At 40.5% G+C, this 22,517-nt stretch carries 22 protein-coding genes; 8 read left to right on the top strand and 14 right to left on the bottom strand.

The features are described 5' to 3' along the window. Window positions 1-276 precede the first annotated feature (276 nt). The gene (locus Q7P97_RS06135) at window positions 277-1,221 is read left to right on the top strand and encodes a COX15/CtaA family protein (protein ID WP_483315723.1); all 945 of its coding nucleotides are present in this window, start codon (window positions 277-279) and stop codon (window positions 1,219-1,221) included. A gap of 103 nt (window positions 1,222-1,324) precedes the next feature. Here Q7P97_RS06135 and pyc read toward each other — a convergent pair whose 3' ends face one another. The 3 genes from pyc to Q7P97_RS06120 form a co-directional block, all read right to left on the bottom strand. After that, complete coding sequence (gene pyc, locus Q7P97_RS06130) at window positions 1,325-4,780, bottom strand: pyruvate carboxylase (RefSeq protein ID WP_303967976.1); 3,456 nt, start codon at window positions 4,778-4,780, stop codon at window positions 1,325-1,327. A 5-nt stretch (window positions 4,781-4,785) separates the two neighbouring features. Beyond that, window positions 4,786-5,958, bottom strand: a complete 1,173-nt coding sequence (locus Q7P97_RS06125; protein ID WP_303967973.1) for an FtsW/RodA/SpoVE family cell cycle protein — start codon at window positions 5,956-5,958, stop codon at window positions 4,786-4,788. Window positions 5,959-6,021: 63 nt separating this feature from the next. Next, entirely contained in the window at window positions 6,022-6,303 is a 282-nt protein-coding gene (locus Q7P97_RS06120; protein WP_085428528.1) for an Fpa/YlaN family protein, read from the bottom strand. Between the two features lie 177 nt (window positions 6,304-6,480). Between Q7P97_RS06120 and Q7P97_RS06115 the strand changes: the two genes are divergently transcribed. Together Q7P97_RS06115 and Q7P97_RS06110 are read left to right on the top strand one after the other, a co-directional pair. Next, window positions 6,481-6,978 (top strand): peptidyl-prolyl cis-trans isomerase, encoded by a 498-nt coding sequence (locus tag Q7P97_RS06115; RefSeq protein WP_303967969.1) that lies wholly within the window; start codon window positions 6,481-6,483, stop codon window positions 6,976-6,978. A gap of 13 nt (window positions 6,979-6,991) precedes the next feature. Then, entirely contained in the window at window positions 6,992-7,195 is a 204-nt protein-coding gene (locus Q7P97_RS06110; RefSeq protein ID WP_085428526.1) for a YlaI family protein, read from the top strand. Window positions 7,196-7,213: 18 nt separating this feature from the next. Here Q7P97_RS06110 and Q7P97_RS06105 read toward each other — a convergent pair whose 3' ends face one another. Further along, window positions 7,214-7,549, bottom strand: a complete 336-nt coding sequence (locus Q7P97_RS06105) for a YlaH-like family protein (protein WP_335696111.1) — start codon at window positions 7,547-7,549, stop codon at window positions 7,214-7,216. A 24-nt stretch (window positions 7,550-7,573) separates the two neighbouring features. After that, window positions 7,574-9,415, bottom strand: coding sequence for a translational GTPase TypA (gene typA, locus Q7P97_RS06100; RefSeq protein WP_303967964.1), 1,842 nt, complete (start codon window positions 9,413-9,415; stop codon window positions 7,574-7,576). 100 nt (window positions 9,416-9,515) lie between these two features. Here typA and Q7P97_RS06095 point away from each other — a divergent pair, with 100 nt between their 5' ends. Then, entirely contained in the window at window positions 9,516-9,701 is a 186-nt protein-coding gene (locus Q7P97_RS06095; RefSeq protein WP_085428523.1) for a YlaF family protein, read from the top strand. 55 nt (window positions 9,702-9,756) lie between these two features. Here Q7P97_RS06095 and Q7P97_RS06090 read toward each other — a convergent pair whose 3' ends face one another. Both Q7P97_RS06090 and Q7P97_RS06085 read right to left on the bottom strand, forming a co-directional pair. After that, a complete protein-coding gene (locus Q7P97_RS06090) occupies window positions 9,757-10,548 on the bottom strand; it encodes an inositol monophosphatase family protein (RefSeq protein WP_303967961.1) in 792 nt (263 codons plus the stop codon). A 153-nt stretch (window positions 10,549-10,701) separates the two neighbouring features. Further along, on the bottom strand, window positions 10,702-10,902 hold the full coding sequence (locus Q7P97_RS06085; RefSeq protein ID WP_303967958.1) for a YkzI domain-containing protein: 201 nt from the start codon (window positions 10,900-10,902) through the stop codon (window positions 10,702-10,704). A gap of 161 nt (window positions 10,903-11,063) precedes the next feature. Between Q7P97_RS06085 and Q7P97_RS06080 the strand changes: the two genes are divergently transcribed. Then, window positions 11,064-11,693, top strand: a complete 630-nt coding sequence (locus tag Q7P97_RS06080) for a YktB family protein (RefSeq protein ID WP_483315724.1) — start codon at window positions 11,064-11,066, stop codon at window positions 11,691-11,693. Between the two features lie 567 nt (window positions 11,694-12,260). On the opposite strand, the gene Q7P97_RS06075 is transcribed toward Q7P97_RS06080, so the two are convergent. From Q7P97_RS06075 to Q7P97_RS06045, 7 genes are all read right to left on the bottom strand, one after another. Then, the gene (locus tag Q7P97_RS06075; RefSeq protein ID WP_303967953.1) at window positions 12,261-12,539 is read right to left on the bottom strand and encodes a UPF0223 family protein; all 279 of its coding nucleotides are present in this window, start codon (window positions 12,537-12,539) and stop codon (window positions 12,261-12,263) included. A gap of 12 nt (window positions 12,540-12,551) precedes the next feature. Beyond that, window positions 12,552-13,511 (bottom strand): NAD(P)H-dependent flavin oxidoreductase, encoded by a 960-nt coding sequence (locus Q7P97_RS06070; protein WP_303967950.1) that lies wholly within the window; start codon window positions 13,509-13,511, stop codon window positions 12,552-12,554. A gap of 81 nt (window positions 13,512-13,592) precedes the next feature. Then, window positions 13,593-15,005: a dihydrolipoyl dehydrogenase gene (gene lpdA, locus Q7P97_RS06065; RefSeq protein WP_303967947.1), complete on the bottom strand. Its 1,413-nt coding sequence runs from the start codon at window positions 15,003-15,005 to the stop codon at window positions 13,593-13,595. Between the two features lie 5 nt (window positions 15,006-15,010). After that, window positions 15,011-16,387 (bottom strand): dihydrolipoamide acetyltransferase family protein, encoded by a 1,377-nt coding sequence (locus Q7P97_RS06060; protein ID WP_303967944.1) that lies wholly within the window; start codon window positions 16,385-16,387, stop codon window positions 15,011-15,013. Window positions 16,388-16,421: 34 nt separating this feature from the next. Beyond that, complete coding sequence (locus Q7P97_RS06055) at window positions 16,422-17,399, bottom strand: alpha-ketoacid dehydrogenase subunit beta (protein ID WP_303967942.1); 978 nt, start codon at window positions 17,397-17,399, stop codon at window positions 16,422-16,424. A 3-nt stretch (window positions 17,400-17,402) separates the two neighbouring features. Further along, entirely contained in the window at window positions 17,403-18,518 is a 1,116-nt protein-coding gene (gene pdhA, locus Q7P97_RS06050) for a pyruvate dehydrogenase (acetyl-transferring) E1 component subunit alpha (protein ID WP_303967939.1), read from the bottom strand. A 372-nt stretch (window positions 18,519-18,890) separates the two neighbouring features. Continuing rightward, window positions 18,891-19,520 carry a YkyA family protein gene (locus Q7P97_RS06045; protein ID WP_303967937.1) on the bottom strand — a complete coding sequence of 210 codons (630 nt, stop codon included), beginning with the start codon at window positions 19,518-19,520 and terminating at the stop codon, window positions 18,891-18,893. Between the two features lie 180 nt (window positions 19,521-19,700). Here Q7P97_RS06045 and def point away from each other — a divergent pair, with 180 nt between their 5' ends. The 3 genes from def (at window position 19,701) to rnjA (ending at window position 22,378) form a co-directional block, all read left to right on the top strand. Further along, window positions 19,701-20,258: a peptide deformylase gene (gene def / locus Q7P97_RS06040; RefSeq protein WP_303967934.1), complete on the top strand. Its 558-nt coding sequence runs from the start codon at window positions 19,701-19,703 to the stop codon at window positions 20,256-20,258. Window positions 20,259-20,497: 239 nt separating this feature from the next. Further along, window positions 20,498-20,707, top strand: a complete 210-nt coding sequence (locus tag Q7P97_RS06035; protein ID WP_303967931.1) for a DNA-dependent RNA polymerase subunit epsilon — start codon at window positions 20,498-20,500, stop codon at window positions 20,705-20,707. Between the two features lie 3 nt (window positions 20,708-20,710). Then, window positions 20,711-22,378: a ribonuclease J1 gene (rnjA, locus tag Q7P97_RS06030; protein WP_085428511.1), complete on the top strand. Its 1,668-nt coding sequence runs from the start codon at window positions 20,711-20,713 to the stop codon at window positions 22,376-22,378. Window positions 22,379-22,517: the final 139 nt, after the last annotated feature.

The following is a 22,517-nucleotide window of genomic DNA, read 5'->3' as shown; positions in this document are numbered from 1 at the left end:
GTGCAACCTTTGTGTCTTTGTCCTTCACCTCCTATATAGTAAAGCATTTCTGACTGCCATTTGTGAAGTTAAAGAGACTATTTTATGAACAATTTGTGAAAAGCCTTATACATCAGTGGTTTATTAACTACATGCATTGTGTTTCTTTAAGTTTTTCGTTATCATAAAGCTTGCAATAGCTGCCCTGATTCAACAGAAATCTACGCGATTCACTCATATGTTTCCAGATAATTATTTCTGTTTACCGGGCAAAATTTACTGTAAATCGACCTTTTTATGGTCAATTCAATAGAAGAAGGTGTTTCATACTTGCGATACAACAGATTTTTAAAGTGGTTTGGAGTAGCTTCTACGATCGGAATGCTCGCGATTTTACTTGGTGGAGCTCTCGTTACTAAAACCGACAGCGGCATGGGGTGCGGAAGACATTGGCCAGGATGTAATGGACAACTTATTCCGGATGACATCACAGCAGAAGTATTAATCGAGTTCTCACACCGTTTAGTTACAGGTGCAGTAGGTATTTTCATCGTCATATTAGCTGTATGGTCGTGGAAAGCACTTGGTCATGTCCGCGAAACAAAGTTTTTGGCATTCATGGCAATTTTTTTCCTGGTTTTACAAGCATTGATAGGAGCGGCACAAGTTTTATGGGGTCAAGGTGACTTTATACTTGCGCTTCACTTCGGTATATCGCTTATCTCATTTGCAGCAGTATTCCTACTGACATTATTGGTGTTTGAAGTGGATCAAAAATTTGATTCAGATAAATTACGTATAGATAAGTCAATGCGCTTCCACACAATCGGCGTAACGATTTATTCATACATTGTAATTTACACTGGCGCGCTTGTTCGTCATACGGATTCTGGTCTGATCTGTTCTGATTGGCCACTATGCCGCAATAATGAATTTAGCTTGCCTAACAACATGTACGAATGGATTCAGATGGGCCATCGTTTGGCTGCCGCGATGATCGTGATATGGATTGGTTTTATCGCTATTAAAGCAATAAAGCATTACAAGAATCAGCGTGTTCTATACTGGGGATGGATTTCAGCGTTCGCTTTAGTACTTGCACAAGCCACAACTGGAATGATAGTTGTACTGACGAAGTTGAATCTCTATTTTGCTTTACTACACTCCTTGTTCGTCACGTTATTATTCGGCTTGTTAACTTATCTAGTCCTACTGGTTTCACGAAGTCGTTTGAAGAAGTAACAAGAAGCGTGTAACAGCTGCTTGGCGGCCGTTACACGCTTCTTATATACAACTTATGACAAAAACAGCTTCCACTGCCCTAAAGGCATGTGGAAGCTGTTTTTTAGTGTTCTAATTCAATTAACAAGTCACCTGTTGATATAGAATCTCCAGGGCCTGCATATATAGCTTTTACAACTCCTGTAAAAGGAGCTTGAATTGTTGTTTCCATTTTCATAGCCTCTGTAATGAGTAAGTGCTCCCCACGTTTTACTCTCGCACCTAATGAAACCGCGACTTGCAAAACAGTTCCAGGCATCGTAGCTGCAATATGAGACTCATTTGTAGGATCAGCTTTTTGTTTCGTCTCATCTTTTGTTTCCACTTGGAAATCTTGGATGATAATTTCACGAGACTGACCATTTAACTCAAAGTATAGCACTCGCGTTCCGTCTGGGTTTGGCTCACCAATTGACACTAGTTTGACGATAAGTGTTTTCCCGAACTCAATCTCAATTTCGATTTCTTCACCTAAACGTAAACCATACAAGAATTCAGGAGTATTGATGACGGAAACATCACCAAACTGTTTTCTCGTTTCAATGTACTCATCAAACACTTTCGGATATAAGACGTAAGCTAGTGCATCATGCATAGTAGCTGGCTTGCCCATTTTCTCCGTTAGCTTCTTCAGCACGTCTTGGAAGTTCACCGGTGCCAATAACTCACCCGGACGCACAGTGATCGCTTTGCGACCTTTCAATATGACTTCCTGCAACTCTTCAGGGAAACCGCCATATGGTTGACCGATTGAACCTTCGAAGAAATCAATAACGGATTCAGGGAAATCAATAGTTTGTCCCTTTTCAATAACCGTATGCTCATCCAATTCATTTTGTACCATGAACAATGCCATATCCCCTACTACTTTGGATGAAGGTGTTACTTTGACAATGTCTCCAAAGAGGAAATTCACGCGGGAGTACATTTTCTTCACTTCTTCCCAGCGTTCTCCCAATCCTACAGCTTTTGACTGTTGTTGTAGATTTGAATATTGGCCCCCTGGCATTTCGTGTACATAGATCTCTGAATGCGGACTGTTCATACCACTCTCAAACGGCTTGTAGTATTTCCGCACATCTTCCCAGTAGTGCGACAGTTTTTCTAACGACTCTGTATTTGCACGAACATGTCGTTTATTGTTTTGCATAGCGTAAGCAAGTGAATTGGCAGACGGTTGTGACGTCATACCCGCCATGGAACCAATTGCCGTATCGACAATATCAACTCCGGCTTCAATCGCTTTAGCGTACATATAAATACCATTCCCGCTCGTATCGTGCGTATGCAAATGAATTGGCAGACTTGTTGACGCTTTCAATTCTGACACTAGACGATAAGCTGCTTCAGGCTTCAGCAACCCTGCCATGTCTTTGATTGCCAATATATGAGCACCGACTGCTTCGAGTTCTTTGGCCATCTCTTTGTAGTAGTTGACCGTATATTTGGCACGGTTGTCGTCCAGAATATCTCCTGTATAACAAATCGTTGCCTCCGCAATCTTTCCTGTCGAACGTGTTTCATCAATCGCGACTTCCATGCCTTTGATCCAATTCAAGCTGTCGAATATACGGAATACATCTATACCTGATGAAGCCGATTCTTTTATGAATTCACGAATGACGTTATCGGGGTAGTTTGTGTAACCGACGGCATTGGCCCCTCTAAAGAGCATCTGGAACAACACATTAGGAACTTGCTCACGCAATTTTTCTAGTCGATCCCACGGGCTTTCTTTTAAGAAACGGTAGGCTACATCGAATGTTGCGCCACCCCACATCTCAAACGAGAAGAGATCAGGTAATAAATGCGCACTTTCCGTTGCAATCTGTGTTAACTCCTTTGTTCTCATACGCGTAGCGAGCAAAGACTGATGCGCATCGCGGAACGTAGTATCTGTCAATAATACATCGTCTTGCTCCAACACCCATTTGACTAATCCATCTGCACCTTGCTCATCTAAAATTTGTTTTGTTCCCTTTTGTATTGGCGCACTGTAATCAACTTTAGGGATACGTACCGGATGGAGAACTGGACGTGTCGCATCGTCAATACCAGGGAAGCCATTAATAGTGACATTTCCAAGATAAGATAACATTTTCGTTCCTCTATCTTGTTTCTTGGCAAATGTAAATAGTTCAGGCGTTTCATCGATAAAGCTTGTGTTGTACTCACCTGACAAGAAGTTTTCATGGCACACTACATTTTCCAGGAAAGGAATATTCGTTTTAATTCCCCGTATTCTGAATTCCTTCAAATTTCTGTGCATTTTGCTTGCAGCATCCCCAAATGTCTGTCCCCAAGTTGAAACTTTTACTAACAGTGAATCATAGTAAGGGCTGATAACAGATCCTTGGTACGCATTACCCGTATCCAAGCGAACACCGAATCCGCCACTTGAACGATAGACCATTACTTTGCCTGTATCCGGCATGAAGTCATTTAACGGATCTTCCGTCGTGACACGGGACTGTATCGCGTAACCAAATAACGGAATGTCCTGTTGTACTGGAATGTTAACCTTTTCAGAATGCAGAGACTCTCCTGCAGCAATCATAATCTGTGATTGAACGATATCAATACCTGTAATCATTTCAGTAATCGTGTGTTCCACTTGAATACGTGGATTGACTTCGATGAAATAGAAGGAATCGTCAGCTACTAAAAATTCTACTGTACCTGCGTTAATATACGATATATTTTTTGATAGTTTAACAGCTGCATCGCAAATTGCATGTCGCAATTCTTCCGTAAGCGAAATGGAAGGAGCAATTTCCACTACCTTTTGGTGGCGGCGCTGAATTGAACAGTCACGTTCGTACAAATGGACAATTTCACCATATGTATCACCTAGTATTTGTACTTCTATGTGTTTAGGTTTCGTAATATATTTCTCTACATACACCTCATCCGAACCAAACGCAGATTTTGCTTCGGATTTCGCACGATTAAACGCTTCTTGTACTTCTTCTGGTGATTGGACGATACGCATACCGCGTCCCCCGCCGCCTAAAGAAGCTTTAATAATAATTGGATAACCATGCTGTTCACCAAAACTAGCAACCTCTTCAACTGAAGTAATTGGTCCATCACTACCTGGAATAACTGGAATGTCAGCTAATATTGCTTGCTCTCTAGCTTTTACTTTATCGCCAAACATTTCTAAATGTCTGGATGTCGGGCCAATAAAGATAATCCCTTCTTCCTCTAGACGTGCAGCGAACTGGGCATTCTCTGCTAAAAAACCATAGCCCGGATGAATTGCATCGACATTTGCTTTCTTGGCGATGTCGATAATCCCTTCAATATCCAAGTAAGCATCGATAGGTTTCTTACCCTCACCTACTAAAAATGACTGATCGGACTTGTAACGATGTAGAGATGCACGGTCTTCTGCTGAATAAATACCCACTGTAGCAATGCCTAATTCTGTACATGCTCGAAATACACGAATTGCAATCTCGCCGCGATTCGCGACTAGTACTTTCTTGATCTCTCTTCTCTCCACCAACAAATCCATCCCCTCTATTCTGATCTCTCATACTTCACAAACATCGAAACGTTCATCAGTATGCCAAGCGCAATCGACAAGAATACAACCGATGTACCGCCATAACTAATAAATGGCAACGTTACACCTGTTAACGGAATCAATCCTGTCAATCCTCCTAAGTTCACTAGTGTTTGAATAGCAATTAAACTACCAACACCAGCTGCGAGCATTCTTGCATGTGCGTCTTTTGTACGCAGTGCAACAGAAAACGCTCTCATCACAATGAAAAAGAGTCCCCCTAGAACAAGTGTCGTTCCGAGTATTCCAGTTTCTTCAGAGATTACTGCCATGATAACATCAGTATGTGGTTCAGGTAAATAGCCAAGTTTCTGAATACTGTTTCCTAAGCCTACTCCTTTAAGCCCTCCAGCGCCTATTGCAATGTATCCATTGACTATTTGCAAGCCTGAACCTTGTATGTATTCAAAGGGATCTGTAAACGCTAGAAAACGCCCCATGCGTGAAGCAGTCATGACTGTTTCCCACTTTATCCACAACACAATACCGATCAACACACCTAATAATGCAAAGAACCGACTGATGATCAAGTAATTCTTTACTTTCATGCCGCTTGCCATAATAACGGATATAGCTACCAAGAACAAAATCATCGTCGCACCAAAGTCTGGTTCTAGCAACACTAATAACAAAGACGCAGTTAAAACAGAGAATGTCGGAAAAATTGTAGTTCTGATTTCATCCAACGTACCTGCATAATATTTATTTGCAAATACTCCAGAAAAATACACGATAAAAGCAATTTTCGCTATTTCTGTCGGCTGTAAGTTACCAAGTCCAAATGGCATAGTAATCCAGCTTTTTGCACCTACTGTATCACCGCCGAAGCCGATGAACTTTACTAGGATCAATAAGCTGAACATCAATATTAGCGCGCCATAAAGGAACTTTTTATTCCTATAATGTCGGTACGGTATAATTGCTACCACAAGGAACGTTGGAATTGCTAAGGCCAGGTTCTTCAGTTGTTTTATAAAGAAGTGTGATGGTTCATAATTATAGATATTTACCGCCCAGACTATACTTGCACTGTAAATCATAATCAATCCAAATACACAGAGCAGCAAGTATACGATAAATAATGGATAGTCAAAATTGCGTAAAATTCGATTCATATAAGTCTTCATTTGTTTGTACCTCATCGTCCTAAATAAAAAACTCAAACCGTTGGAGTAGTTTGAGTCTTCCATTTATTTATTTGTATACAGCTCATGTAAGATATTTAACTCTTTTTCCAGTACAGAGATTATTTCACGGCCTTTGTCTTGTTCGACTAAACCAAGCTTTACAGCAAAATCGATCTCACGGGATAACCCGTACATTTGCGTATCAAGCACTTCCTCATATAGTGGGCATTGCGGCATCGTTAAATTATCCATTTGAACTTTGATCAGTTTTGCAATTTTATCCGCATCAATTTGCAATTGTTTCATGGCTTGTTCTTTATACGTATCTTGAACTTCTATATCCATGGAGACGCCCCCATTATTCATTATTCCCGCAAGGTGTTAATGATTAAATTGTATCTTTTGCTCTTGCAAAATGCAAGTGTTACCCAATGAAAAATATGAACTGAAATGAAATCCTTTTCACTTCTTCTATGAAAAGGTATACTTACTCTAGTGACTATGGAATGAGGGGGAAGTATTTTGGAACTTATTATACCGATTACCGGAAATGTAAAACATGCAATCACACTGGATCCAACAGTGTGGATATTTGATGATCGACGTATCGATCTGGATGAATTCTTCACAGAGGAATTTGTCGAAAAAGATGAAATGGAAGAGTATAAAGAGAAAATGGGTAAACACTGGTCTAGAGAAATTATGGAAGGTGCCATTCAACCGCCTACACTAAAAAGTGAAAAACGTTATGAAAAAGATAAAATGTTATCCAGTAGCTTTGGTATTATATTAAAACCATTCATACACAATGCGGTTCCATCAGCAAATGCCACAACGTTTACACTTATTACGGAAGATGACAAATACACGTATCCACTTGAGGAAGCAGCCAACATTATATTCAAATTCAGTCATAAAGGTAAACCTCTTCGAGAAGATGGTCCTGTACATGCACTGTTTAAAGACGGTTCGAATGAAGATTCTCCGATCCGTCATGTTCAAGCGATCCAAGTGGATTGAAGGAGAAGATCGAATGCGCGTTAAATGTGTCCTTTGTGACGAAATCGATCATTTAGAAGATGATAATCCGCTTGCTAAGAAGCTGAGAAATCGGCCTATTCATACGTATATGTGCCCTACTTGCAGGGAGCGGATTAGCGACTTGACAGAAAAAAGAATTGCAACTGGTAACTTTGTTTTTTATCGTAGCTCACATCTTACAGAAAAAGATTTTTAATCATATAAAAAGACTCCGTTACTGAGTAACGGAGTCTTTTTTGTGTTCATTCATGCGACGAACACGATAAATAATGAGAATGGCAGCAGCTACGAACAGTCCTTCTACGATAGGAAGGAAAAAGGCTAGAAATGTCAATATTAAGCACCCTATAAATAGGAATGCATATATGATAAAGTTCTGCCAAAAACTGATCTTTCTCGCAAATCCAAGCTTATACACAATAGCAGACATGATGAAAACGAGGGCAAACAGAATATAGCCGGCAGCCGAGAAACTCGGCGCAAATTCATAGATCATACGCGCAGTGCCCGACATTCGATTATAGACCATTTCTGAATCCTCTACTCTCATTTCATACATCCCCTTCTATTTATATTATTCGCCAAGTTTTTTCTTTTTATTTACACGTTCGCGTTCACTCTTATCGAGAACTTTCTTACGCAAACGAATTGTTTGTGGTGTAACCTCACAGTACTCGTCATCACCAATGTATTGTAGTGCTTCTTCAAGAGATAAAATACGTGGTTTTTTTGTTGTAACTGTTTGGTCTTTCGTAGCGGAACGAACGTTAGTAGCGTGCTTGATTTTCGTTAAGTTGATTGTCAAGTCGCTATCACGATTACTTTCTCCTACTACCATACCTGCATAGATTTCCGCTCCTGTTTCTACAAACATAGTTCCACGGTCTTCTAATTGCATTACACCATAACCCGTTACAGTACCGTTCTCCATTGAAACTAGAACACCATGACGTCTACCGCCGATTTTACCAGTAGTGACTGGTTTATAGCTATCAAACGTGTGGTTCAGAATTCCGTATCCACGTGTTAACGTAAGGAAATCTGTAGTGTAACCGATCAATCCACGAGCTGGTACTAAGAAGATCAAGCGAACTTGTCCGTTACCGTTATTGATCATATCCAACATTTCACCTTTACGCTCACCGATAGATTCGATGATAGATCCAGTGTGTTCTTCTGGTACGTCGATTTGAACGCGCTCATAAGGCTCGCTACGCTTACCATCGATTTCACGAATGATTACTTGAGGTTTGGACACTTGAAGTTCGAATCCTTCACGACGCATGTTTTCAATAAGAATAGACAAGTGGAGTTCACCACGACCAGATACAATCCATTCATCTGGAGAATCTGTTTGTTCTACTCGCAATGAAACATCCGTCTCAAGCTGTTGATCCAAACGTTCTTGAATCTTACGTGCAGTTACCCATTTACCTTCGCGGCCTGCGAATGGACTATTGTTCACTAGGAAACGCATTTGCAGTGTTGGCTCATCAATATGAAGCTCAGGAAGTGCTTCTTGATGATCAGTTGGACATACTGTCTCGCCGACATCAATATCGCCCATTCCAGAAACAGCTACCAAGTCGCCAGCATATGCTTCTTGTACTTCGACTCTTTTCAAGCCCATGAATCCGTATAATTTTGTTACACGTAAAGTCTTTACAGAACCATCACGCTTAAGAACAGCGACTGACTCTCCGACTTTCATCGTTCCACGGAAAATACGACCGATTCCGATACGACCAACGTAGTCGTTGTAATCAAGTAGTGATACTTGGAACTGAAGTGGCTCATCACGATTGTCGATTGGTGATGGAATATTTTTAAGAATTGACTCATAAAGAACACGTAATGTGTCTTCTTGTGTTTCAGGATCAGGAGAAAGACTTGCTGTACCGTTGAATCCTGAAGCATAAACAACTGGGAATTCCAATTGCTCATCATTCGCATCAAGCTCAATGAATAATTCAAGTACTTCGTCTACTACTTCTTCTGGTCTTGCAAACTCACGGTCAATTTTATTTACAACAACAATTGGCTTCAAATTTGTTTCTAATGCTTTTTTCAATACAAAACGTGTTTGTGGCATACAACCTTCGAATGCGTCAACAACTAAAATTACGCCATCTACCATGCGCAAGATTCGTTCTACTTCGCCACCAAAGTCAGCGTGACCTGGTGTATCCAAGATGTTGATTTTTGTATCATTATATTCAATAGCTGTGTTTTTAGCTAGAATCGTAATTCCTCGCTCACGCTCTAATTCGTTTGAGTCCATTGCGCGGTCATCAACGTGCTCGTTCGAACGGAAAATACCGGATTGTTTAAGTAATTGATCGACTAATGTCGTTTTACCATGGTCTACGTGGGCAATAATTGCAATATTTCTAAGATCAGTACGTTCGTTTGTCATTTTTTCACTCCGTTTATCTTTATTTCAGATGTTCAACTGTGTTATTATAGCACAAGATAGTTCAATTAAATAACATTTTAAATTATATGGAGGGATTTTTTTGAAAGACATTAAGTGGATTTTCGTAATTTATTCACTGGGCGCCGTACTTTCCATGTCTGCAATAGGTGTCGGAGTAGGTATGCGTAGCATACTAGTTGTCATTCTGGCCATTGTCGCTCTAATTTTAATAATGGGTAACGGATTCAAAACAAAAGCACGTATGCGTAGGGAAGGCACACTATAAACAGCTTAAAGGGACTGTACATTAAACCACTTAGGTTTAACAAACAGCCCCTTTTTTATTTTAGTCGGATGTATTTCGATAAAATCTCCTCATGCAATCCTGGACGTGTGACAATAAATGTGTCAGATCCAAGAAGATGTGGTTTTTCGCCCTCTAAATTCGTCGCCACAGCTCCTACTTCTTGTGCAATGACGATCCCTCCAGCAATGTCCCAAGGCGCTAGTCGCATAGATATATACGCGTCAATTCTTCCAGATGATACATATGCTAGCTCAATCGCTGCTGAACCGTATGATCGCGTTCCACGACAACGAGTAATAAGTTCGATTATCTTTTCGTTTTCCACTCGTTGATTTGGCGCAACCCAGCTAGCATTGATACCAATTATTGCTTCTTCAAGTGGTGTGATTTCCAGCTGCGGAAGTCGCTCATCATTAAAATAAGCCCCCTCATCTTTCGCCGCATGGTATAATTCATCCCGCATTACATCATATATGTAGCCTAGCATCCCCACGCCGTCTACATAAATCCCCAATGAAATCGCAAAGTTTCTTCTTTGATGGATAAAATTCATCGTTCCGTCAATTGGATCCAAGAACCAGACTACTCCGTCAAGCGAAGATATCTTATCTCCAAATCCTTCTTCAGAAACCATTTTATGCTCTGGAAAATCTTGTCTTACCCGTTCAATAAAAAAGCTTTCCACTTCCCTATCGATATTGGTAACCAAATCATTAGCGTCTGCCTTTGAATCGATGTCAATTGTACTAAAGAAAGACACTCGTATTTTGTGGCCAGCCTCTTTGATTAACGATTTTGCATATCGATCTATCGCATTAAGATTCATTCTGCCACCTCTTCCCATTCCGACTAGTGCTAGTATAACACAGAGGTAACGGAACAAAAGAGATAACGGTTACAGGCTATTAAGTAAAAAGACACCCCGTCACATTTTCTTCAAATCTGAAGTAAATGGGGATGTCTTTTTCTTAAGCCATACTTACATCGAAAAAACATTCAGCGTCTCCAATTCGTTGTGAATTTCACTTAACCTTTGTTTACTTTTATCAACTTGAACCGTGTCTTGATCTTGCAGGGCATCGTATAGAGTAGCTAATTCATAATCCAATTCCAATTGTAAAGTTCTCACATATTCTCTCTCAACATCTTCTTTTCGGATAAAATGAACGACCTGTTTCATAAGTAGCACCCCTTTTAGGTTAATATTTGATTCTAACCGTCTTATTAGTAAGATATGCAAAAATTCCGACTTTTATTGGTTAGAAGCCTTGTTATTTTAAATTATTCCCCATTTACTGATAAGATAAACGTAGTCACTACAAACTGGAGGAGATTTTCTTGATTCAGTCTTATTGGTCATCAAGTGATTTTGATGTTTTTGCTGTTGATGGCTTGGATCATCGTATGAAAGCTTTGCAAGAAAAGATACAACCTAAGTTCAAAGATTTAGGAAATCATTTTGCACACCGCCTTTCCGCACACGGTACGGGTGAGTTTTTTCCACATGTTGCAAAACACGCGAGACGAACTGTAAATCCACCACGAGATAGCTGGGTGGCATTCGCTCCTGCTAAGCGAGGTTATAAAGCGTTACCTCACTTTCAGATTGGCTTATGGGGCACTCATTTATTCATCGTGCTTGCAATTATTTATGAAAACCCCGATAAAAAAGGAATTGCTGAACGTTTAGAAAATAATTTGAACGTTCTAACCTCTTTACCTGATGATTTTGTAGTATCGGGAGATCACATGAAACCTGATGCCGAGCGTATTAGCGAAGTAGGTAACGAAGGTCTTGAGAAGTTATTAGATCGTCTGCAAACGGTAAAAAAGGCAGAGTTTTTAGTTGGTCGCCATCTACCACGAGAAGAAGCGGCTAAGCTAAATGAGGAGCAATTTTACGAGTATGCAGAAGATACGATTACGAAGTTATTGCCTGTTTACGATGTAGTTATTCATTCTTTTGATTGAAAAAAATGGTAAAGTAATATGGAGATGCCCCTGAAGTTATAGTGGGCATCTTTTTTTATGTGAGTGAAAGTTTAAATGGGAGTGCAAGGGATGAAAGCTCCGGTTGGGGGACGCTTTCATCCTACTTTGATAGTACGGATACTTGGATCACTCACTGTAGGTAGTGTGTGAATTATTGAATTGTTGAAACTTCATTAGATTTAATTGCTGAAGTTCAAAACCTATTACTACCTTAATTTTAGTGCACAACAAAAAGTATCTTCCACCTACAATGCAAAGGGGTGTAGCGTTGGTGTTTGGTTCACCGCCCGCCTTCCGAAGCGCAAATCCCTTACTCAACACTCTTAGCCGTCACTTTTCTATCGCGATTCTCTATCTACCTGCTGAAACCAAAAAAGAAGCTGTCCATAGAAGCCATTTAAAATAATGACTTCTAAAACAGCTCCAAAACTAGTGACTATTCAAAATGCACTTGGTTTTATTTTTACGTTTCTCTCATTTTTCAATTCAATCCATCATGTACATAGTAAGTCCTCGTGAGGGCTAATCAACACAAGTGTGATTTTGTTATTTTTTCACCTTGAGTAATTCCCCTGGCTGACTTTCTTTTGCCGCTTTTACTACGCGAAATGCTACATAGCTACTACTTTCCTCGAATTCTTTGCACAGCGTTTTTTCTTCTGCCATGGAGGGCACTACACTTTTAAAGCCACGGTAATACCTCATGAATTCGTCTCGCTCGATTGTTGATTCATATGCTTGCTCTACCTTTGTGAAAAAGTCGATCACCTTCACAATTTCTTCTGTCGACCAATCCGCGCGTAGCGGATATTGATAACCTGCCATCTATTTCTCTCCTTATCTGACACTCCATTTTTCTCGTATAGATGTCGCTTCATTTTTCATTCGTTCAAACAATTCAGCTACGCTTGGTACATCATCGATCATACCCGTTACTTGGCCACCCCAGCCGAAACCTTGATCTTCCGAACCTTCGTGAATAAACTTACAGTTGGCTTCACCGCTAATATATGTTTTTAGTCCTTCATAACCAGCGTTTTCTGCTTCTAGCTGCAGAATCTTTTCTGTCCATTCATTCGATAATGCACGTGCAGGCGCACCGATTGTACGCTTGATGATCGTTGTATCTTGCTCGCTGCTCGCCAAAAGAGATTCTATATAGGCTGGTGACGCGTCGACGCATTCTTTCGTCGCAATAAAACGTGTACCCATCTCTATTCCTTCTGCCCCGAGTGCTTGAGCTGCCATCCAACCTCGCCCATCACCAATGCCGCCTGACCCTATTACTGGTATACTGACTGAATCTACAATCCTTGGTATTAATACCATTGTGCCAATATCATCACGACCTAAATGTCCTCCGCCTTCTTGCCCAACTGCTATGACAGCGTCAGCCCCAATTTCTTCAGCCTTTTGTGCTTGTCTTCTTGCTGCTACTAACACCAGTTTCTTAACGTCAGTTCCTTTTAACATTTCAAATAGCGGCGCGGGATTCCCACCTGTAACCGAGACAGTAGTAATATCTTCTTCTAGTGCCGCTTCCACCATAGCCTCATATGATCTACCGTGATTACCAATGGCAAAATTCACACTGAAAGGTTTAGTGGTTTTTTGACGTACACGGCGGATTTCTTCTTTCAACGCTTCAGGCGATGACAAACTCATTGCTGTAATTTGACCAAGACCTCCTGCTTCAGAAACCGCAGCTGCAAGGTCTGCATACGCTAAATATGCAAGACCACCTTGCACAATCGGGTATTGAATTCCAAATAGTTCTGTTACTCTAGTTTTCCACATAACAACACCTCCATTTAATTCAACATATGAAAATAGCCCATGAGAAAAAATATTCCCATGGGCTGTTAAATTCTAGTTGTTTTATTTCGTCATCATATGAATCGGCTTACCAAGAGCTACTTCTGCCGCTTCCATGGAAATCTCACCTAAAGTAGGGTGAGCATGGATCGTCATAGAAATATCTTCAAGAGTCATACCCGCTTCAATCGCTAGACCTAGCTCTGCAATCATATCAGAAGCATTTTCACCAACGATTTGTGCACCAAGCAATAAGCCGTCTTCTTTACGGCCAACAAGCTTCACGAAACCTTCTGTAGCATCCAAAGAAAGAGCACGTCCGTTTGCTGCAAACGGGAATTTACCAGTCACAACATCGTATCCTTCATCTTTTGCTTGCTTTTCGTTTAAGCCAACCGTAGCAAGTTCTGGATCTGTGAAGCATACAGCTGGAATAGCCATATAATCAACTTCAGATTTTTCTCCAGAAATAGCTTCTGCTGCAATTTTCGCCTCATAAGATGCTTTGTGTGCAAGCTGTGGTCCAGCTACGATATCACCGATCGCGTACACATTCGGGATATTTGTGCGGCACTGCTTGTCCACTTCGATCAAACCACGGTCAGTCATGTTCAAGCCAAGACCTTCCAAGCCGATTTCATCTGTATTTGGACGACGACCTACAGTTACTAAAACGTAGTCCGCTTCAATTTTCACTTCTTCACCTTTAGCTTCGTATGTTACTACGACGCCATCTTTTGTTTCTTCAACGCCCTTAGCAGATGCTTTAACAACTACTTCAACGCCTTTTTTCTTCAAGCCTTTTTTGACAATTTGAGTCATTTGTTTCTCGAAACCTGCAAGAATATCGTCTGCACCTTCAAGAATGGTTACTTCAGAACCTAGATTCGCATAAGCTGACCCTAGTTCTGTACCGATATAACCGCCGCCAACAACGACAAGCTTTTTCGGCAATTCTTTTAAATTTAAAGCGCCAGTAGAATTGATTACGCGATCAGTAAATTTGAAAGAAGGAATTTCAACTGGACGTGCACCAGTTGCGATGATGACATTGTTGAATTTATACGTTTGTGCAGATTTATCTGTCATAACACGTACAGTATTAGCATCTACGAAATATGCTTCCCCTTCAACTGTCTCTACTTTATTACCTTTTAACAATCCTGATACGCCGCCTGTTAATTTGGAAACAACGCTCTCTTTAAACTTCTGAGCTTTCGAGAAGTCTAATTCGACAGATTGTGCAGTGATTCCCATAGAATCAGAGTTCTTAGCAGCCACAAAACGATGTCCAACAGAAATCATAGCTTTAGAAGGAATACAACCAACGTTTAAACATACGCCACCGATTGTATCTTTTTCTACAATTGTTACTTTTTGACCGAGTTGAGCTGCACGAATTGCTGCAACATAACCTCCAGGACCTGAACCAACTACGAGCGTGTCTACTTCAATTGGAAAATCTCCTACTACCATTTGCTTTACGCCTCCATTAATAAGAGTGATGGGTTACTTAGTAATTCCTTAAGATAGTTTAACGCTAACTGCCCCGTTACGCCATCAATCACTCTGTGATCAAACACTAAAGATAATGCTAACATAGGTGCAGGTACAATTTCACCATTTTTTACTACAGGTTTTTCAGAAATTCTTCCGACACCTAAAATAGCTACTTCTGGATGGTTGATAATCGGTGTGAACCACAATCCACCTGCTGAACCAATATTCGTGATCGTACATGATGCGCCTTTCATTTCTGCTGCTTGAAGTTTTCCGTCACGCGCTTTACCAGCGAGTTCATTCACTTCATCCGAAATAGCGAACACGGATTTACGATCTGCATTTTTCACAACCGGTACCATTAAGCCGCGGTCTGTATCTGCTGCAATTCCAATATTATAATAATGTTTTTGAATTAACTCTTCAGTTTCATCATCTAATGACGTATTTAATTGCGGGAATTTACGCAAAGTAGCAACAAGTGCTTTCACTACATAAGGAAGATACGTTAATTTAATATCTCTTTCCGCTGCAATTGCTTTAAATTCTTTTCGGTGTGCTACGAGCGCTGTAACATCCACTTCATCCAGCAATGTAACATGTGCTGCTGTATGTTTGGAGTTCGACATAGCTTTTGAGATTGCCTTTCGCATAGGTGACAATTTCTCGCGTGTTTCCGGGAATTCACCTTCAAAGACAGGCGCTTGTTTTTCAGATGATGCTTGCGTCTGTGCATCTTGTGGTAACTCTGTTGATTCAGCCGCAGATTGTTGTTGTCCACCTGATTTAAATGAATCTATATCTTCTTTTAAAACACGACCATTTTTGCCACTGCCTGCTACTTGTGCAATCGTGACATCATTTTCACGTGCATACTTACGTACGGATGGCATCGCAATGACACGGCGATTTTCATCCACTTCACCGCGAGATGCATTAGAAGATTGCGCTTGTTCCGATTCAGTAGACGGCTGTTGCTCAGTTGCCTGTTCCGGTTTTTTGGAATCTACGCTTCCCAAAGCTTCCCCGACTTGCTCATGGGATTTTTCCGCACTCGCTTCTTCTTTCGAGGAGTCTACGCTTTCCTCGTCATCATCTTCATGATCCGGTATGTCGTGATCTGGCGCATCAAAACGCACCAATTTATCTCCAACAACTGCTACGGTACCTTCAGAAACATAAATTTCTTCTACAGTACCCGATACAGGTGATGGAATTTCTACTACTGATTTATCATTTTGTACTTCTAGTAATGTATCATCTTCCTGGATTACATCGCCTGGCTTAACGAACCACTTGACGATCTCCCCTTCGTGTATACCTTCACCAATGTCTGGTAATCGAAATTCATAAGTCACGTAATTCACCCTTCCTGGATTGTCCAATAAGTATTTAGAATGTCAGAACTTCTTTTGCTTTCGCTGCAATATCTTTCGCGTTAGGCAACCATGTATTCTCGCCTGCCGCGAATGGATAGACTGTATCTGGCGATGTTACACGGAGCACAGGAGCTTCTAAGCTCAAGATTGCACGTTCCGTTATTTCAGCTACTACGTTAGCAGCAATTCCGGCCTGACGTTGCGCTTCTTGTACAACTATTGCACGGTTTGTTTTTTCAACAGATTTGATAATTGTTTCTACGTCAAGTGGCTGAATTGTGCGCAAGTCGATTACTTCCACTGAGTAATTTTCTTTTTCAAGTGCTTCAGCAGCTTTTAGGCTTTCTTGAACCATCGCGCCGTATGTGACAATCGTTAAATCTGTACCTTCACGTTTCACATCAGCTTTTCCTAAAGGAATAGAATATTCTTCTTCAGGTACTTCCTGTCTGAATGAACGATATAATTTCATATGCTCCAAGAAAATAACGGGATCGTCACTCTTGATTGCAGAGATCAGTAGACCTTTTGCATCGTAAGGAGTCGAAGGAATAACGACAGTTAAACCAGGTTGTGATGCTACTAGACCTTCTAGGCTATCCGCATGCATTTCAGGTGTTGCTACACCGCCGCCAAATGGTGCGCGAATCGTAATAGGCGCATTGAAGTGTCCACCTGTTCTAAAGTTCATTCTTGCGATTTGACCACTCACAGAATCCATCACTTCAAATAGAAAACCGAAGAATTGAATTTCCATGATAGGACGGAAACCAGTAAGCGCTAGCCCAATTGCTAATCCGCCAATACCAGACTCAGCTAGCGGCGTATCAAATACTCGCTCTTCGCCAAATTCTTTATGAAGGCCTTCCGTGGCACGGAAGACACCTCCGTTAGCCCCAACGTCTTCACCGAATAGCAATACATTTTCATCTGCTTTCAGCTCAGTACGTAGTGCATCTGTAATTGCTTGAATCATTGTTAATTCTGCCATGGGTTATTTCGACTCCTTTCCAACATACGCATCTAATTGTTCTTGTAGGTTAAATGGCATTTCGCCTTTGTACATAATCTTCATAAAGTCTGAAGCCTTTTGTTTAGGCTCAGCATCTGCTTTTTTGATTGCTTCTTTAATTTCATCTTTCGCGCGTTCAATTACTTTTTCTTCTTGCTCTTTAGACCAAATACCTTTCGCTTCTAGGTATGTTCTGAATCGAACGATCGGGTCACGCTTTTCCCACTCAGTGTCAACATCGGATGTGCGGTAGCGTGTTGGATCATCGCCTGCCATCGTATGTGGCCCATAACGGTAACACATTGTTTCAATAAGTGTCGGTCCATCTCCATTTACTGCACGCTCTCTAGCATCACGTGTTGCAACGTATACTGCTAACGGATCCATTCCATCAACCAATACACTTGGCACGCCTGCCGCTACACCTTTCTGGGCAAGTGTTTTAGCTGCAGTTTGTACATCACGGTGTGTAGAAATCGCATACTGGTTATTCTGAATGATGAAGATAGCAGGCACTTGATATGCTCCTGCGAAGTTCAATCCTTCATAGAAGTCCCCTTGAGATGTTCCGCCGTCACCCGTGTACGTAATAACAACGGATTTCTTCCCTTTTTTCTTAAAGCCTAGACCTACACCCGCTGCTTGAACATATTGTGCACCAATAATGATTTGTGGCGGGAAGATATTAAGTCCATCAGGAATGACACTGCCCGCATAATGTCCTCTTGACCATAAGAAAGCCATATGCAACGGCCAACCATGGAATAACAACTGAGGAACGTCGCGATATCCAGGTAAAATGAAGTCATCTTTTTCCAACACATACTGTGATGCTAACTGGGAAGCTTCTTGTCCTGCTGTTGGAGCATAAAACCCAAGACGGCCCTGTCTATTTAATGAAATAGAACGTTGGTCAAGGATACGTGTATATACCATGCGATTCATTAATTCCACTAATTCTTCATCAGAAAGTTTAGGATCCAAGTCCTTATTCACGATCTTTCCTTCTTCATCCAGAATTTGTACCATATCAAACTGGCTTTCAATCAGTTGAAGCGCTTTCACTGGATCATACTGATTACCTTTTTTAGCTACCATATCTTGATCTCTCCTTCTTATCTGTATTATATTGTTTTCAAATAAAGTTAATACAACTTCTTATATTTTTTAGTATACGCAAAACTGAGCGCTTGGTCAACCATTGTAATTAAAGACTTTCACCCGTTTGACATATATCATTTCAAAAAAACTGTACTACCACAATACAGATTCTGTGTTGGTACAGAATTTTTTTCACTAGCATTCTATACGATGATCTTTATCCTAAAAGCGCTTGTTAAGATCATGCATGGGCAATTTCTGTCTCAAGCTTGTTCACACTTTTTTATACTTCTATTGCAGATATATAAGGTGGAAGCTTTTGCACCCAAAAGTTCTTTAGACTATTCTTGCCTTCTACTATATACTTCCTTATTTTTGTTGTTCTAAACTTTTTAATGCACGACCTGCTAATCGATTTACTTCCCGAGTCGTTTCATTAAACTCTACTAGCGTTTGCTGACTGGCAGCAATTAGATCATTCACTTCACTTACATGTTTTTGAAGCGCAAATTCTCGCACGGATTGATCTTCCAGCTGCGTATATAATTGCATTTGACTATCTAAAAGTTTTTTATACTGCAAAATGAATGCTTCATGTATTCCTGAACGTTCATTAAGAGCATTCACTACATCTTCTACTTGACTAGTGAAACCCATTTCATTCATACTTTCAGCTAATTGCCCTATAGTTTCCTTCGACTCGCGAACAGCACTTTCCTCTTTCTCAAGCAACATAGACCGTTCACGAACTGACTTTTTCAATGCAACTACTCGCTCGTTCACTTCTGGATCTTGTTGGTTAGTGAATTCCATTAGCTGAATAAATAACTCCTGCTCTTTGTGCTCCTTTTCGTTTAACTTCCTTCCAAAGTTGTTCCCCTTATTTTCTTTTTCATTCACAGCGATTAAGAAATCCGTAAATTGCTGCGCTACAGTAGGTTCTTTTGAACAACTACTTAATAGAAACAGTATGAATACTGCGCAAACTATTTTCTTCATCAACCGTCCTCCTGTCGCTTTATATACTTTTTTCTTTCACCATTTTTCTCATTCGTTTATACTGTATTAAAGGAAATTAGTTTTTACGATTATATACCCTTAATCCACATGTTCTACAAGCAAATTGTAGATTATGCTATATACTAACTATACCTAATATATCCGAGAGGAAGAGTAGAAATGATTTTAATGAAAGACATCATTCGTGAAGGTCATCCAACGTTGCGCTTGAAAGCAAAAGAGGTAGACTTTCCTTTAAGTACTGAAGATCGTCAATTATGTGATGATATATTGGAGTATATCGTCAATAGCCAGGACGATGAGCTGTGTGAAAAGTATGGCTTACGTTCAGGTATCGGTTTGGCAGCTCCTCAAATAAACGTGTCAAAGAGAATTTTCGCTCTGCATATCCCTGACGGCGAGATTTTATTGGAAAACTTCATTGCAATTAATCCGAAGATCATTAGTCACTCTGTCGAAAAAACCTATATAGAGACTGGTGAAGGCTGTTTATCAGTAGATCGCGAAGTTCCGGGATATGTTCCCCGTTATGCGAGGATTACAGTGAAAGCATTTGATAAAGAAGGGAATGTCATCAAGAAGCGTTTGAAAGGATTGCCAGCAATCGCTTTCCAGCATGAGTTGGATCACTTAAACGGCATCATGTTCTATGATCACATTGATGAAAGTGCTCCTTACAAAGAAATACCCGACGCTACAGCTTTCGACAGAGAGTAAAGCGTTTATACTTGACAGGACAAGGAATTTCTGTTACAGTCTTGTCAAGGAGTGATGATGCCATGTATAAACGTCTAAAACGCAAACTGCTAAGACGACTTAATGGCCTGCTCGGTAAAAAGACGATTGCCTAGACTTTTACGCCCGCCAAGTAATTGGTGGGCTTTTCTTTATTTTAGGGAAATTGCATGCTATTATTGATGATATGTATTATTACGAACGTAAAAGGAGAGTTTAACATGATTTTCAAAGTATATTACCATTTAAACGTACATGAAGTTCCAGTCCGCGAGAACACACTTAGCTTGTACGTAGAAGCTGAAGACGAGAGAGAAGTTCGCAATCGATTAAAAGATCGTGATCTAATGATTGAATTCGTGCAAAAGTTGGAAGGCGAACATTTAACTTATGAACAAGCTTCCCCAACCTTCCACATTGAGCAGGTTTAATTTATGAAATCTATTAAAAATAATGAAACAGCTGTTTTTGCCCTAGGCGGACTAGGTGAAATCGGTAAAAATACGTATTGTATTCAATTTCAAGATGAAATTATTATTATTGACGCTGGGATCAAATTCCCAGAAGATGAATTACTAGGTATTGACTATGTAATTCCAGATTATACTTATCTCGAACGTAATATCGATAAGATCAAAGGACTTTTCATCACACATGGTCATGAAGACCATATTGGTGGCATCCCTTATCTATTGCGTAAAGTGAATGTTCCTGTCTATGGTGGTAAACTTGCGATTGGATTACTTCGCAATAAGTTGGAAGAACATGGATTATTGCGTACAACGGAAATTCATGAAATCGAAGAAGATGATTTTATTAAATTCCGTAAAACCGCAGTGTCATTCTTCAGAACTACGCACAGTATTCCTGATGCATTCGGAGTAGTAGTGAAAACTCCTTCTGGTAATATCGTCCATACAGGAGACTTTAAATTCGACTTCACGCCAGTCGGTGAACCTGCCAACTTGCATAAGATGGCGAAAATCGGTAGCGAAGGCGTACTTTGTTTATTATCAGACAGTACGAATGCAGAAGTACCTAACTTTACGATGTCTGAACGTAAAGTTGGAGAAAGTTTAAACGATATTTTCCGTACAGTAGATGGTCGAATTATTTTTGCTACATTTGCTTCGAATATCCACAGATTACAACAAGTTATCGAATCAGCACAGATCTTCGGTCGTAAAATCGCTGTCTTTGGTCGCAGTATGGATAATGCAATCACAATTGGTCGCGAACTAGGTTATATTGACGCTCCAAAAGATTTATTCGTGGATGCTCAATCGCTTAATCGTCTTCCTGCCAACAAAGTAATGATCTTATGTACGGGTAGCCAAGGTGAACCGATGGCAGCTTTATCACGTATCGCAAACGGTACACATAGACAAGTACAAATTCAACCTGGTGATACAGTAATCTTCTCATCTTCACCTATCCCAGGCAACACACTAAGTGTCAACAAAGCGATTAACTCACTGTTCCGTGCAGGTGCAGAAGTTATACACGGTCCATTGAACAACATCCACACATCCGGACACGGATCTCAGGAAGAGCAGAAGCTCATGTTACGTTTAATCAAACCTAAATACTTCATGCCAATTCACGGTGAATACCGTATGATGAATATGCACTCTCAACTAGCGATAGACTGTGATGTCGAGCCTGATAATATATTCATCATGGGCAACGGCGATGTCCTCGCACTTACTGATTCAACAGCAAGACTAGCAGGACGCGTACCGTCAGGCGATGTCTATATCGATGGAAGTGGTATAGGCGACATCGGTAACGTCGTGCTACGTGACCGCCGAATCCTATCTGAAGATGGTCTAGTTATTGTAGTCGCGACAATCGACACGAAAAAGAACCGCTTAGTATCCGGTCCTGACCTGATCTCACGTGGATTCGTCTACATGCGCGAATCAGGTGCAATGATCAACGAAGCACAATATATGCTTTCGAAGACATTACAGCGCAAACTAGCTGCTAAACCTGATTCCATCAACAATCTAAAAGGTGACATCATCGATACGCTCGTTCCGTATTTATATGAAAAAACGAAGCGTAAACCAATGATTCTTCCTGTCATCATGGAACTTTAAAAATTTATAAAAAAAGCAAGTGCATAGTAGCACTTGCTTCAGACTGAAGGCAACTCCTGTAGTTTAGGAGTATGTCTTCAGTTTTTTATTTGTTGCTTCCTGTAAATAATATTAATGTTTTTAGAGCGAAAAGTGGAAA

The organism is Sporosarcina ureae (assembly GCF_029267015.1).
Taxonomy (GTDB): domain Bacteria; phylum Bacillota; class Bacilli; order Bacillales_A; family Planococcaceae; genus Sporosarcina; species Sporosarcina ureae_D.
The sequence above is the reverse complement of the archived record's forward strand: the minus strand, read 5'-3'. Positions and strand labels throughout refer to the sequence as shown.